The organism is Sneathiella limimaris (genome assembly GCF_012932565.1).
GTDB lineage: Bacteria > Pseudomonadota > Alphaproteobacteria > Sneathiellales > Sneathiellaceae > Sneathiella > Sneathiella limimaris.
In genome coordinates this window covers 380,272-394,562 of the sequence record NZ_JABBYJ010000001.1, presented here as the reverse complement: position 1 = coordinate 394,562, position 14,291 = coordinate 380,272, and the positions used below count along the sequence as shown (strand labels likewise).

The following is a 14,291-nucleotide window of genomic DNA, read 5'->3' as shown; positions in this document are numbered from 1 at the left end:
ATGGGAGATCAAACATGACATTTATGCGTTCCTTTAAAACTCTGGCCTTGGGTGGCCTCGTGAGTGCTGCAATAGCGCTGCCATCCATGGCTGCTGATGTAACAATCCGGTTGGCTCACCTGAACCCAGCAGATCCATTTGCTAGCCATTCCGGCGCGATGACATCTGTATTTAAGTCTCTGGTTGAAACGGCGAGTGGCGGTGATATTGAAGTGCTGCTGTTCCCTGATGGACAGCTCGGAAAAGACAATGAAGTGATCCAGCAGGTTCGCGACGGTATTGTTCAATCCACAATTTCTTCTGCTGGCGGCGTTGCGCAGCATTATCCGCTTGTAGGCGTGTTTGACATACCGTTTGCCTTTCCAAATATCGCGGCAACTGATCGGGTCATGGATCTATCCAGTAATTTCGGTAAGAAATTCGCTGGTGGACTTGAAAAAGAAACTGGTCTGAAGGTTCTGGGCCTATTGGATAGCGGCGGGTTCTTTGCCTTCACCAACTCAAAACGTCCAATTACGTCTGTTGAAGACATGAAAGGTCTTCGGATCCGTACCATGACCTTGCCAACTCATCAGGCAATGGTGAACTCACTCGGCGGTCAGGCAACCCCACTGCCATGGGCAGAAGTTTACACTGCTTTGCAAACTGGTGTTGCTGATGGACAGATGAACCCTATCCCGGTTATTGCCTTCGCAAAGTTTGATGAAGTTCAAAAATACCTCTCCATCACTAATCACGTGATTACACCTTATGTTTGGACAATGAACCAGGATTTCTACAATGGCCTGTCAGCAGAGCACAAAGAGATTGTGGACTGGGCAGCTAAGGTTGCGGTTAATGCTGGGCGTGGTATGTCCCGTGTAATTGAAGCTTCCGCAAAAGGCTTGCCAAAACTTGCTGAGAAAATGGAAATCAACGCAATTCCGGCTGCAGAAATGCAGAAGTTTGCAGAAGCTGCTCAACCTGCCGTTCGCAAGTTGATCGAAGAAAAGTATGGTGCTGAAGGTATTGAAATGCTGGATGCAATGTTGGCTGAAATTAAAGGCTAACCTTCCTGAACCGGTGTCAGTTTTCATGCTGGCACCGGTATTTGTTCTGACTTATTTATAAATTTGGATAAACAATCCCCATGTTGAAGTCCGTTTCCTTAAACGATTATTTTGATTTTTCACTCCCGGTTACGCATGTCAGCAACCAGAATGCCATAAAAGGTTCTGATATTAGCGGGCACGAGAAGGTGTTGGTTGGTGAGCAAGATCGTAGCAAGGCCTTTGCTGAAATCTCTTCCTGGCCAGGTTATGCAAAAACACCGTTGCTGAGCCTGGCTGGTTTGGCGCAGGAATGTGATGTTGCCTCTATAGCTTACAAAGATGAGGCTGGTCGCTTTGGTCTTGGCAGTTTTAAGGCACTGGGTGGTTCTTATGCTGTCCTACTGGTCATTAAGGAAAAGCTTGGCGGTGATATTTCAACCCAGGACATTTTGAACGGCAAATACAAAGATGAAATTGCCCAGATGACAGTTTGCTCAGCCACAGATGGAAACCATGGTCGCGCGGTGGCATGGAGTGCAGAGCGCTTCGGTTGTCGCTGTGTCATTTACGTGCATGAGCGGGTTAGCCAGGGTCGGATGGATGCGATCGCAGCATATGGTGCTGAAGTCCGTCAGGTTCCAGGCAATTATGACGATGCGGTTCGAGAGGCTGCTCGAGTTTCAGAGGAAAATGGCTGGACTGTGGTCTCAGATACGTCTTACGAGGGATACGTGACGATCCCCCGGAATGTGATCAAGGGCTATACAGTGATGGTCAGCGAGGCGATTGATCAGCACGAACAGGAATTTGGCGTCGCTCCCACACATATCTTTGTGCAAGGGGGTGTCGGTGCACTGGCGGGTGCGGTTGCCTCAAGTTTTTGGGAGCATTATGGAAGCCAGCGTCCGCGCTTTATTGTCGTAGAACCCGATACCGCGGCTTGTCTTTTGGAAAGTGCAAAAGCTGGAAAACCGGCTGTTGTAAAAGGCGATTTGGATACTTTGATGGCAGGTCTCGCTTGCGGAGAGGTTTCCCTCCTGGGATGGGAGATTTTGAAGCTGGCCGCAGATGATTTCATGTCCATTTCTGATGCCGCAGCCGTCAGCGCTATGCGTTTACTGGCAGATCTTAAATGTGTTGCGGGTGAAAGCGCTGTGGCAGGCCTTGCCGGGTTTATTCTTGCAAATCATGATCCAAAGTTAAAAGTTGATTTGGGTCTAAATAAAGATAGTCGCTTATTGTTCTTTGGCTCTGAAGGCGCAACAGATCCAGAGCTGTACCAAGAGCTGATCGGAAAGACTGCAAGTGAGGTCATTGCCGCAAAATGACCAAAACTACATTTTCGATCAATATCGAACGTCTCAATAATAGAATCCAGAAGCTCGGTGAAGTTGGTGCGCTTCAAGGGGGCGGCGTTTGTCGTCTTGCGCTATCAGAAGAAGACCGTCTGGGCCGGGACCTTGTTCGGAGTTGGATGGAAGATCTTGGCCTTGACGTTACTGTTGACCGTATTGGAAACATCATTGGAATTCGAGAAGGGCGCCAGGCTCTACCACCGGTAATGACAGGATCTCATATAGATACGGTTCGGACAGGTGGTCTTTATGACGGAAATCTTGGTGTTCTCGCTGGATTGGAGGTTATCGCCTGCTTGAATGATCTGGGTCTTGAGACTGAACGGCCTGTGGCTGTTGGTATTTTCACCAATGAAGAAGGCGCTCGTTTCGCACCCGATATGATGGGTAGTCTTGTCTATGTGGGCGGACTGGATCTGGATGAAGCCCTCGAAACAACTGGTATCGATGGCAAATCGGTTGGAGATTGTCTTTCCGAGATCGGTTATGCCGGTAAAGCACATGTTGGAAGTCCTGAGGTTCATGCTTTCTTAGAATTACATGTGGAGCAGGGGCCTGTACTTGAAGAAGAAGGCGTGATGATCGGTGCTGTTAATAAAGTGCAGGGCATTTCTTGGACGGAGTTCACAATAAAAGGTGTCTCCAATCATGCTGGCACCACTCCCATGCGCCTGAGACGTGACGCCGGATATGTTGCAATGGAAACTGGTCAGTTTGCCCGGAAACTAGCAAAGCGGATGGGTGGTGATCAGGTGGCGACTGTCGGGGCCTTCAAATTGACGCCTAATCTTGTGAATGTGGTCCCAAATCAAGCAATCTTTACAGTTGACCTTCGAAATACGAACAACGAGAAATTGCTTGAAGCAGAACAGGAGCTGTTTGCCTTTGTTGAGGAGATTGCAGCTGCAGAGGGGGTTAGTGTCAGTCGCAGAGAGCTTGCCAGATTTGATCCAGTTGATTTTGATGATGGTCTTGTTGGACGGGTAGCCGGATGGGCTGAGCATCTTGGATATAGTGTCAAAACGATGCCGTCTGGTGCGGGGCATGATGCTCAGATGCTGGCAAGAGTTTGTCCGACGGCCATGGTTTTTGTCCCGTCTGAGAATGGTATTAGCCACAATATTAAAGAATATACCGCTCCCGAGGAAATCGAGCGAGGGGCCAATATCCTGCTTAATCTGATGATTGAGCTTGCACAAGAAAAACGGAGCTTTTCATGAGTCAGTCTTCAAAATTATCCCGGCCCGTGGTGAGCGCGGTTGCACAGCTTGGCCCTATTGCCCGATCTGATAGTCGAAAAGTCGTTGTTGATCGCATGATCGCTCTCCTTGAAGAAGCCAAGGTGCGCGGTGCTGAACTGGTAGTCTTTCCTGAGTTGGCGCTAACCACTTTCTTCCCGCGCTGGTATATGGAAGAACAGGATGAAATTGATACCTTCTTCGAGACAGAAATGCCTGGTCCTGATACGCAGGCGTTTTTTGATCGGGCGAAGGAACTTGGAATAGGGTTTTATCTTGGCTATGCGGAACTCGCAATGGAGGGCGATACCGTTCACAGATACAACACCTCCATCCTGGTGGAAAAATCAGGTGAAATAGTCTCAAAATATCGGAAAGTTCACTTGCCCGGGCACTTTGAGCATGAGCCCTGGCGACCATTTCAGCATCTGGAAAAGCGGTATTTTGAAACGGGTGATATTGGATTTCAGCCTGCCAAGGCGTTTGGTGGTGTAATTTCAATGGCACTTTGCAATGATCGGCGTTGGCCTGAAATGTATCGGGTGAATGCGCTGCGCGGCGCGGAGATGTTGTTGTTGGGGTATAATACACCCATTCACTACCCGCCGGTGCCAGAACATGATCATTTGCAGGGTTTTCACAATCACCTGTGTATGCAGGCGGGAGCCTATCAAAATGGAATGTGGGTTCTTGCTGCGGCAAAGGCTGGTAAAGAGGAGGGTTGTGACCTGCTTGGACAGAGCTGTATCATTGCACCAACAGGTGAAATCGTTGCCCAGGCATCAACTCTTGAGGATGAATTAATTGTTCACGTTTGTGATCTGGAACGAACAAGGGAAATTAGAGAAAATATCTTCAATTTTGCCCTGCACCGCGAACCTCAGCACTATGGGCCTATAACAGAAATGAAAGGTCCAAAATAACCCATCCTTTTTCTAGGAAAATTCGGCATTAAAAAATGAAAAGTCGAATATTCAGCTCTCTGAACCTTATATGAGAGTGGTTATCGCGCTGCCGATAAGCTCGGAGCGCGATAATAATAGGGCTTAATTTTCGATCTCTGGCCTGACAAGCCATTCTTTACCGCGAAGCATGGCTTTCCAATAAACAGGTGGAAGAATTTTTTCTTTCAGGAGCCAGGCCAGATGGCTTGGTTTTTCCCCATTGATAATCCATTTAGGGAAACTGGGCAGTAATTTGCCGCCGTATCCAAATTCAGCAAGAACGATTTTGCCTCGCTCAACTGTTAGCGGACAGGATCCGTAACCATCATAATGGGAAATACCGTTCCCTCTGCTCATATCATTGAGAACATTCTGGGCAACGATCGGAGCTTGTTTTCGGGCCGCAGCTGCAGTTTTCGCATTGGGGGCGTTCATGACATCACCCAGGCTCCAGATGTTGTCATATGTTTTGTGACGGAGAGTATTTTGGTCCACGTCAACCCAGCCGGCCTCATCTGCTAATGGACTAACCCGAATGAAATCCGGAGCACATTGCGGCGGACAAACATGGATCATGTCAAACTCTCGTTCCACTTTTTCCACAGCGCCGTCTGCATCGGTCTTATTAAAAGTTGCAACTTTGCGGTTTCCGTCAATAGCAACGAGGTTATGATTGAATTTGAGATCCGCATCATACTTTTTAATATATTCCATCAACGCGGGAACATATTCCTTAACGCCAAAAAGAACTCCACCAGCATTGTAAAATTCAATGTCAATTTTATTCAGGACACCCTGACGGAACCAATGATCTGCTGAGAGGTAAAGGGCCTTTTGTGGTGCTCCGGCACATTTAATGGGCATAGGAGGTTGGGTGAAGAGTGCGGTTCCTTCCTTCAGGGCCTTCACTAATTCCCAAGTGTAGGGTGCAAGATCGAAGCGATAGTTGGAGGTGACACCATTTTTGCCAAGGGTTTCCACAAGCCCATCAACCTTGTGCCAGTTAAGCTTTAGCCCAGGGCAGACAACAAGCCGATCATATTTAATCAGGCGGCAGCCTTCTAATAGAACTGCGTTCTTGTCTGGCTCAAATGCAGCGACGGCAGCCTTAATCCAGTGCACACCTTTTGGAAGAACAGACGAAAGCGTTTTTACGGTTTCGTCAGCGTCAAAGACGCCTCCGCCAACCAATGTCCAGCCGGGCTGATAATAGTGGATATCTGCTGGATCAATGATCGCGATATTAAGATCCTGTGCTCGCCCGAGGATTGAGGAAGCAACTGAGATCCCGGCAGAACCTGCGCCTACAATAACAACGTCATATTGCCCATCAATGTCGTTGGCTGGTGTCTTGCCATTGTTCAGAATTCTTCGGACAACACCTGTCATATCGTAACCAGCATTTTTCGCTTTCGTCAGGATATCTGCAACCGGCATATGGCCAGCCCTGCTCAACGCCCATAAAGTGGTGGAACGGGTACCACTTCGGCAATAGGCGAAGGCAGGTTTGGGGGCACTGGCATAAATACCAGCAAAGGTTTCCGCATCTTCGTCGGTTACCTTGCCGGTTTGAACGGGTTGATAAAAAGCTTGAAGACCAAGTTTCTGGGCCTCTGCCTCAATCTCAGAAAAACTAGGCTGATCATTACCTTCACCGTCAGGACGATTGCAGATAATTGATTTGAAGCCAGCTTCTTTGAGGGCTTTAAGGTCTGAAGCCAGTATTTGTGGTGACACACTTAGTTCGTCATCAATCTTTTTGATGTCCATGATTTCCTCCCCAGGAAAATGTTGAAGGCTTAGACAGCGTCAAGTGGGATTTTTAGATATCGCGTCCCGTTGTCTTCAGCAGGGGGTAGGTCACCTGCGCGGACATTGACTTGGACAGATGGTAGAATAAGAACAGGCATATCCAGCTCTTTGTCACGGTTGGTTCGCATCTCTACAAATGCATTTTCATCAACCTTGTCATTTACGTGAATATTGCCTTCTTTTTCAGCAGCGACAGTTGTCTCCCAAATATAGTCCCGGCCATTGGGTGCATAATCATGGCAGAGGAACAGACGGGTTCCAGGATCGAGAGCCAAAATTTTCTGGATGGACTGGAAAAGTTGACGGGCATCTCCACCTGGGAAATCGCAACGGGCCGTTCCAAAGTCTGGCATGAACAGGGTATCGCCGACAAAGGCTGCATCACCAATCACATATGTTGCGCAGGCTGGGGTGTGGCCAGGAGTATGGATTACTTCAGCTTTCATGTTACCAATCATGAAAGTCTCACCATCTTCGAACAGATGATCGAACTGGCTTCCATCAGTGGAAAACTCTGGCTCTAGATTAAACAGGGACTTGAAAACTCCCTGAACCGTATCGACTTTGGACCCAATTCCGGTTTTACCGCCTAACTTTTCTTTTAAATAGGGTGCGGCTGTTAGATGGTCTGCATGGACATGAGTTTCCAGAATCCATTCAACCGTGAGATTTTTTTCCTTGATAAAGGCAATGACTTCGTCAGCTGACACAGTAGATGTCCGGCCTGATTTTGGATCATAATCATGGACACTGTCGATGATGGCCGCTTTACTTGTTTCAGGATCCCATACGATATGGGTTGCGGTGAATGTCGCCTTATCAAAAATTGTTTTTACATTTGTTGTCATGGTCAGCACTACCTTAAATAGATTTATTTGATTTTCAGGATCGTTTACAGGTTTTAATACCAAATAGGGAATAAGCCGGACAATATCCAACCAGACCTGTCAAAAGAGGGATCAGTCCGATCCATCCCCAAGGTGTCTGGGGGCCCGTAAATACAAGGGCCAGCAAAAGGGCGCCAACTGCGACACGCAGGGTTCTGTCTATTTTCCCGACATTTAACTGCATTTTCGACTCCTGATTTTGATTTCACAAGTCTATTATTCTACCGTAGCCTTGGAATGTCTGTGACTAAGTCACATAGCGAGAAAAGGGTTGAAATGGGCGCAATGGGGTGGATTGATCAATTTCCGGATCTTGCAAGCTTACCGCTTGCGGATAGGGAGCTTTTGGAGGAACAGGCCAACATCATTGAGATACCGGCAGGTAAAACAGTTTTTGCCCCTGGGTTAAAGGCCGAAAGTTTTCTCCTTTTACTGCAAGGAACAGTTCGTGTTCAGCAAACTTCGGCCTCAGGAAGGGAAATCGTTCTATATCGGGTCAGTGGCGGAGAAACCTGTATTATGACAACAGCTTGTCTCCTCTCAAACGAACTTTATAGCGCTGAGGGAATTACCGAAACGGATGTCACCGCGGTCTCAATTTCAAAGGAAGCATTTGAGACAGCTATAGCCAAATCACCCGGTTTCCGGCGATTGGTTTTTTCTCAATATTCAAACCGGATTTCAGATGTGATGCATGTCGTTGAAGAGGTCGCCTTTGAACGATTAGATAAACGGTTGGCGGCTCGCTTGCTGCAACTTGCTGATTCTGAAGGGAATATCAATATTACGCATCAAGCTTTGGCGGCAGAGCTTGGGACCGCCCGTGAAGTCGTGGGGCGACAACTCAAAGAATTGGAAAGGCGGGGCTGCGTATCCATTGCTAGGGGAAGCATCCATTTAAAAGACCCTGAAAAACTAAGTGGGTTTGCCATTGAATAAAAAGGTGTGGCGTTGTCAGATCCCCAAGGAATCCCGCATTTTGTAAAAGAGAACAGAAGGCGCTAAAAACCAGGGATTGCCAGAATAAAGAGGTCTTGTCTGAAACGGGACGTTATCAAACGCTGTTTTACCTTCAGCCTTTCCGGCAACTTTCAAGCCTGTTTTCATACCTAGATACCCCGCCATTCCGACGCCAGAGCCGCAATAACCCATCGCGTAATAGAGATTATCCTCTTCGCCTGCATTCATAAGACTATCAAAAGTAAAGGCCACAAATCCCATCCAGGAACTGGAAATTCCAATGCCTTCCAACTCTGGAAATACATTTCGGAGGACCTTGTGCAGTTTTTCGCCGCTTGATCTGGGGTTGGTTTCAGAGAGCGACACCCGGCCGCCAAAGATGATCCTTTTGTGGTCTGGTGAGGGCCGATAGTAGTACACGACCTTTCGGGTATCACTGATAATTCGATTGGTTGGCATTAGTTTTTTCATCAACTGCGGGTCGATAATATCAGTCGCGATTACATAACTGCCGATCGGGATTACCCGACGCTGATGCCAGCGGGACAAAGACCCGCTATAGCCATTCGTTGCGAGGACAACTTTTTTTGCATGAATTTCACCTTTTGCCGTATGGACAGTGAAACCCTTGCTCTCTCGATTGATATTTGTGGCCGGGCATTGGGCTATTAATTTTGCCCCTGCTTTCTCAGCAGTTGCGACCAAGCCAGCATGATATTTCGCTGGATGAAGACTGCCATGTCGCGGGTATACTACACCCCCATAATACGCATCTGTCCCAAGTTCTTTATATTGTTCATCTCGCGGGATTAGGAATGCGTCGTCAGCCAGTTCCTCTCTGGCAGGTGCAAGGTTTCTGGCCAGCTTTTCATAGTGCCGCGGCGAATGGGCCGCGTGATAACGCCCAACAACATCGAAGTCACATTCAATTTGCTCTGTTTCAATGAACTCTTGAGTCCAGGAGAGGGAGTTCTGACCTTCCCGATAGATGGCGAGTGCCTGATCACTGCCAAACCGGCCCACAAGTTCGCTATATGTGGGTTTGATGCTGGTGCTAATTTGACCACCGTTTCGAGTGCTGCATCCCCATCCCAAGTCTTCAGCATCAACAACGACTGTATCCATACCTGCTCTGGCCGTTTGGATACCCGCATGTAGCCCTGTATATCCGCCGCCGATAATCACAACATCAGCCTTTTTCGTGAGCTCTGCCTGTGCGGGATATGGCGTAGCGTCAGCCCACCAGTAGGGTGTTTCGGAATAGTCAGGTGCAAAATGCTGATCAGCCATAAGTTTCTCGCTTCTTGCTATCAGGTTTCTTGCAGGATCATATCGGCAGCTTTTTCACCAACCATCATGGCAGGTGCATTGGTGTTACCAGATGTGAGGGTCGGAATAAGGAATGAACGGTCGCGTTAGCTTGTTAGCGTGAAGCCTTTCAACCGTTCAGTTAGCAGATGAATACTCGCCGGGTCGATATTGGCAAACGCAAAACGCAGATAAGAGTCTTGTCCGTTTCCAAAAAATGTACCCGGCAGACAGCTAACCCCATATTCGCGGCCTAGTTTTTCTGCAATCACTTCAGACGAAACGCCGTCGAAATCATGCTTGATATAGGAAAAATAGGCGCCAATTGATGCAACATGCCACTTCTCAAGTGGTCTTAAGGCTTCTTTTAATGCCTCAGCCCGACGGGCGATTTCATTGCGGTTTTCGGCCCGCCAGTTATCGAGTTCCACGATGCCTTTTGCAACGGCACCTTGGGGAGGACGGGGTGCACAAATCTGTAGATTATCCATCACCTTGATGATCTGTTGTATTGCGGTCTCACCAGCGATAATGGCACCAAGCCGATGTCCAGGTATGCAAAAGGATTTTGAAAAGCTGTAGAGCTGAATAAAGTTCTCCCCCCAGCTACTTTTAGCAAAAAGGTCATGAGGATGCGACTGATCCAAGGGGAGAAAATCCCGATAGGTTTCATCGAGGATCATCCAAATTCCTTTTTTCTGGCAAAGGAAAAGTGCCTCTTCAAGCCACTCTGCAGGGTAAATAGCACCCGTTGGGTTGTTGGGGGAGACCAGCATGATGGCCTTGACCGTCGGATCAAGTGCCGCTTCCAGGTCACTAATTCGCGGAATGAAATTGTTCTCTTCGCTAAGGGCAAAGCGTTTGACGCCGATCCCCAGCATGTCCAGCGTTGTGTCATGATTGAAGTAGAAGGGATCACTCAAAAGAATACTGTCGCCCGCGCCAGCTATCGTCATAACGGCGGCAACAAAAGCCTGATTGCAGCCTGAAGTGATGTGGATTTGATGAGTTCCAATGGGGCTTCTATAGATATTGCTAACCTCCTTCGCATAGGCTTCTCGCAAATCCAAATCCCCCTCGATCGGGCCATAACCAGTATAGCTTGCGTCGCCTGCTGTTTCTTTGAGCCAAGTCAGCATTTCAGGAGCAGGTGGATACCCCGGTACAGCCTGTGCAAGATCCAGTAGCTTTCCTCTGGATCCATCATAGGCTTTTGCCCATTTTTGAACGAGCGGGATAGGTGGCAAAGATAAGGTATCAATCAGCGGGTTGAAGGCGGCAGAGGTCATTTGGGTCCGTTATAGATTATAAGGTGCGTTGCGTTGTTTCGGAATTGGGAACCGGCATTTCGGCCTGGTCCTCTTCTAGGGCTTCAAAGAGCCATTCAATAAAGGCGTCTACAATTGGTGTAGAGCGAATTTCATTTTGACTTGCGATATAGAATGCATCATTCGCCGGAACAGCCAGATCAAAGGGGATTACAAGGTCGCCAGTATGAAGCAGGTTGCTGGCGGTCAGGGTATCGCCAAGGGCAATCCCTTGTCCCTGCAAGGCAGCATCAATTGCCAACCGGGCGTCCCCCATATAATGTTGTTGCCGAGGGGAGAGACCAAGCGCCCCTGCTGTTCCAAGCCAGGTTTGCCATTCCCGACCATCATCTGCGTGCAGGATTACATGATCTTCCAGATCATCAAGTGTGCGAATAGCATGACGGTTAGCATGGGTTGGGGATGTAACAGGGAAGAGGTCAAACTGCGTCCAGTGGCTGAGCCAGCAATCCCGCCTGGGCGGATCTCCATAAAGAATCGCCACATCTACATCTGCGTTAAAGAGCAGCGATTTATCGACAGAAGCTGTAAAATGGAGCTGGATTTCAGGATATTGTGCACAAAAGCGATTAATACGGGGGACCAACCAAAAGGAAAGTAAGGCAGGCGGGCAGGCAATGGAGAGCTTACCGCTGGTCGTCGGTCTGTTCATGCGCACGGCTGCTGCAGTTATTTCCCGAAAAGCAAGCGTTACAGCAGGTAGAAGCTGGTTGCCTTGCGCTGTGAGTTTCAAGCCTTGCGCTTCTCTTTCAAACAGTTTCAACCCAAGGGATTTCTCGAGTGCCTTGATCTGATGGCTGATCGCACTATGAGTTACATTGAGTTCTTTTGCTGCTGCTGTGACGCTTCCAGATCTTGCTGTGGCTTCAAAAGCGCGTAGCGGTTTCAGCGGTGGCAGCGACGAGGACATTCAGGTGATACACTTTCAAAACTTATATGTGAATTTTTCTCACATGGCGGCAGGAACAATATCAATTGCTTTTTCGAATTTTATTCACAACAATTATGTTCGTCAATCGAGGAATAAGGGATTTCGAGGCTTGAGGGGTCGTCTGAAATCTAATTATTCAATAATGCTAGAGAGTTGATTATTTCTCGTATGTGAAAAAAATACAGACAGGTGCAAGATGTCAAAGACTTGGAACCCGGAGAGGTTAGAGGAACTCCGTGCGCAGTTTGGCGAAAGCCATGGCGGTGAGTTACATGATCCGGAATTTCAAAAAGTTGCGAACCAAATCTTCTCTGGAGAGGGAACGCGCCTTGCCCCTTATTCAGGTGTCCCAACGTTTCTGGATGCCCCATACCGTCATGTCACTGACCTTGCGACCCAAATTTCAGATTTGCAGGTTGCTCTGATCGGGATTCCAATGGATTTGGGTGTGACCAACAGGCCTGGTGCGCGCTTCGGCCCGCGCGCTCTTCGTGCGATTGAACGTATTGGTCCCTATAACCATGTCCTGAAAACAGCGCCAGTACAGGAACTCGCTGTTGAAGATATTGGTGATGTTGCTTTTGACAGTCGTTATCGGCTTGAAAAGAGCCTTGATAATATTGAAGCCTATATCAACAAGGTTGTTGATGCGGGTGTTGTCCCGCTATCAGTGGGCGGTGATCATTCCATAACTCATCCCATTCTGAAGGTTGTCGGTCGGGAAGCCCCTGTTGGTCTTATCCATATTGATGCCCATTGTGATACGGGCGGCTCTTTTGATGAAACAAAATTCCATCATGGCGGCCCATTTCGAAATGCGGTGCTGGATGGGGTTCTGGATCCGACACGGACCGTTCAAATTGGGATCCGGGGGTCTGCTGAATATTTGTGGGAATTTTCAGAGAAATCTGGAATGACGGTTATTCACGCAGAAGATGTTCCTCATATGGGCATTGCCGCAGTAATCGAAAAAGCCCGGGAAGTGGTCGGTGATGGGCCTGTCTATGTTACGTTTGATATTGACGGGATTGATCCTTCTTTCGCACCAGGGACGGGTACGCCGGAAGTGGGCGGATTGACCACACGGGAAGTACTGGAATTTTTACGGGGTTTGAAAGGCTTGAATATCTGCGGTGGTGATGTTGTGGAAGTTGCTCCCCAATATGATCCGACAACGAATTCAGCTCATGTGGGTGCACAGGTTCTTTTTGAGATCCTGAGCCTGATGGCTTTCAGTCCATTTTTGAAAGACAAACAATAATAATCAAGCAAGGGATAACCTCGTGTGTGCCAAGGAATTTAAACAGAGGAGTGCAATATGTCTGAAATAAAATCAAAGGGGATTACACGGCGCGCTGCATTAGGCGCAGGCGCAGCTGGTGTTGTCGCGTTTTCCATGCCATCCATCATCCGCGCGAATGAGCGGTCACTGAAGGTTGGTGTTTACGGAGGGTACTTTAAGGACTCTTTCGATAAGCATATCTTCCCAGGCTTTACCGAAGCGACCGGTATTGCTGTAGAATCTGTGGCGGAGCCAACAGGTGAAGCATGGCTTGTTCAGTTGGAGCAGGCAGCCCGCGCAAAACGCGCACCGGCTGACGTTTCCATGATGTCTCAGGTAGCCATGCTGAAAGGCCAGAAAACAGATCTTTGGGCAGCACTTGACCTGTCCAAGATCCCGAACAGTGAAAACTTGCTTGGTAACTTTATCAATAAGTATCCTGACGGTCGTGTGGCTGGTGTTGGCGCCGTGTCTTGGTATGTAAATCTGGTTTCCAATACTGAAGTCATTAAGGAAGAGCCAACTTCCTGGGCCGCCATGTGGGATGCAGCTCGTGAAGATCAATTGGGTCTTTTGGCGCTGGTCTCCAACTCCTTCCTATTGGAGGTGACAGCGAAAACTTTCCTCGGTGGTACCCAGGTCCTGGATACGGAAGAGGGAATTCTCAAAGCTTTTGATAAGCTGGCTGAAGTTAAACCAAATGTCCGTCTATGGTACCGGGATGAAGCTCAGTTTGAGCAAGGCTTGAAGTCCGGTGAGATCCCAATGGGTCAATATTATCATGATGTTACAGGTCTTGCGATTGCTGATGGCCACCCTGTTCGTTCAACCTTCCCTAAAGAAGGGGGTATTCTGGACAGCGGTAGCTGGGCGCTTTCCCGTGCCTCAGATAAGGTTGAAGAGGCGCATATCTTCATGAACTATATGAGCCTTCCAGATGTGCAGTCTGAGATGTCTCGTAAAGTTGGAACATCACCAACTGTGAAGCGGCCTCTTTTGAACCTGACAGCCGATGAATTTGCGTCTGTGTCATCCGAAATCGACCCGATCATTCCGCGCTACGACATGTATCAGAACCGTTCTGACTGGTTGAACCAGAAGTGGACAGAACTGATTGTTGGCTAAGCCGCAAGAGGCGTATATCCTTACGTATTAGATGTTAAAATTAGGCTGGCTGGAGTTCAAGAAGCTCCAGCCAGTTTTTAAAGAGTAAAG

At 48.3% G+C, this 14,291-nt stretch carries 13 protein-coding genes; 7 read left to right on the top strand and 6 right to left on the bottom strand.

What is annotated here, in order from left to right:
- The first annotated feature begins 14 nt into the window (after positions 1–14).
- From HH301_RS01830 to HH301_RS01815, 4 genes are all read left to right on the top strand, one after another.
- Entirely contained in the window at positions 15–1,049 is a 1,035-nt protein-coding gene (locus HH301_RS01830; protein ID WP_206378124.1) for a TRAP transporter substrate-binding protein, read from the top strand.
- 80 nt (positions 1,050–1,129) lie between these two features.
- The gene (locus tag HH301_RS01825) at positions 1,130–2,359 is read left to right on the top strand and encodes a diaminopropionate ammonia-lyase (RefSeq protein WP_169566371.1); all 1,230 of its coding nucleotides are present in this window, start codon (positions 1,130–1,132) and stop codon (positions 2,357–2,359) included.
- Positions 2,356–3,606: a Zn-dependent hydrolase gene (locus HH301_RS01820; protein ID WP_169566370.1), complete on the top strand. Its 1,251-nt coding sequence runs from the start codon at positions 2,356–2,358 to the stop codon at positions 3,604–3,606. The genes HH301_RS01825 and HH301_RS01820 overlap by 4 nt, the downstream gene beginning before the upstream one ends.
- The gene (locus tag HH301_RS01815) at positions 3,603–4,547 is read left to right on the top strand and encodes an N-carbamoyl-D-amino-acid hydrolase (protein WP_169566369.1); all 945 of its coding nucleotides are present in this window, start codon (positions 3,603–3,605) and stop codon (positions 4,545–4,547) included. The genes HH301_RS01820 and HH301_RS01815 overlap by 4 nt, the downstream gene beginning before the upstream one ends.
- 123 nt (positions 4,548–4,670) lie before the next feature.
- On the opposite strand, the gene HH301_RS01810 is transcribed toward HH301_RS01815, so the two are convergent.
- From HH301_RS01810 to HH301_RS01800, 3 genes are read right to left on the bottom strand one after another with little or no spacing between them, the layout of a single operon-like run.
- On the bottom strand, positions 4,671–6,338 hold the full coding sequence (locus HH301_RS01810) for a bifunctional protein tyrosine phosphatase family protein/NAD(P)/FAD-dependent oxidoreductase (protein WP_169566368.1): 1,668 nt from the start codon (positions 6,336–6,338) through the stop codon (positions 4,671–4,673).
- A 29-nt stretch (positions 6,339–6,367) separates the two neighbouring features.
- The gene (locus HH301_RS01805; protein ID WP_169566367.1) at positions 6,368–7,228 is read right to left on the bottom strand and encodes an MBL fold metallo-hydrolase; all 861 of its coding nucleotides are present in this window, start codon (positions 7,226–7,228) and stop codon (positions 6,368–6,370) included.
- Between the two features lie 34 nt (positions 7,229–7,262).
- On the bottom strand, positions 7,263–7,451 hold the full coding sequence (locus HH301_RS01800; protein ID WP_169566366.1) for a YgaP family membrane protein: 189 nt from the start codon (positions 7,449–7,451) through the stop codon (positions 7,263–7,265).
- Between the two features lie 59 nt (positions 7,452–7,510).
- Here HH301_RS01800 and HH301_RS01795 point away from each other — a divergent pair, with 59 nt between their 5' ends.
- On the top strand, positions 7,511–8,206 hold the full coding sequence (locus HH301_RS01795) for a helix-turn-helix domain-containing protein (protein WP_206378123.1): 696 nt from the start codon (positions 7,511–7,513) through the stop codon (positions 8,204–8,206).
- A gap of 15 nt (positions 8,207–8,221) precedes the next feature.
- On the opposite strand, the gene HH301_RS01790 is transcribed toward HH301_RS01795, so the two are convergent.
- From HH301_RS01790 to HH301_RS01780, 3 genes are all read right to left on the bottom strand, one after another.
- Complete coding sequence (locus HH301_RS01790) at positions 8,222–9,517, bottom strand: NAD(P)/FAD-dependent oxidoreductase (RefSeq protein WP_169566365.1); 1,296 nt, start codon at positions 9,515–9,517, stop codon at positions 8,222–8,224.
- Between the two features lie 125 nt (positions 9,518–9,642).
- The gene (locus HH301_RS01785; protein WP_169566364.1) at positions 9,643–10,824 is read right to left on the bottom strand and encodes an aminotransferase; all 1,182 of its coding nucleotides are present in this window, start codon (positions 10,822–10,824) and stop codon (positions 9,643–9,645) included.
- Between the two features lie 16 nt (positions 10,825–10,840).
- Entirely contained in the window at positions 10,841–11,773 is a 933-nt protein-coding gene (locus HH301_RS01780; RefSeq protein ID WP_169566363.1) for a LysR substrate-binding domain-containing protein, read from the bottom strand.
- A gap of 217 nt (positions 11,774–11,990) precedes the next feature.
- Here HH301_RS01780 and speB point away from each other — a divergent pair, with 217 nt between their 5' ends.
- Positions 11,991–13,055 (top strand): agmatinase, encoded by a 1,065-nt coding sequence (gene speB, locus HH301_RS01775; protein WP_169566362.1) that lies wholly within the window; start codon positions 11,991–11,993, stop codon positions 13,053–13,055.
- A gap of 57 nt (positions 13,056–13,112) precedes the next feature.
- Positions 13,113–14,201 carry an ABC transporter substrate-binding protein gene (locus HH301_RS01770; protein WP_169566361.1) on the top strand — a complete coding sequence of 363 codons (1,089 nt, stop codon included), beginning with the start codon at positions 13,113–13,115 and terminating at the stop codon, positions 14,199–14,201.
- Positions 14,202–14,291 lie beyond the last annotated feature (90 nt).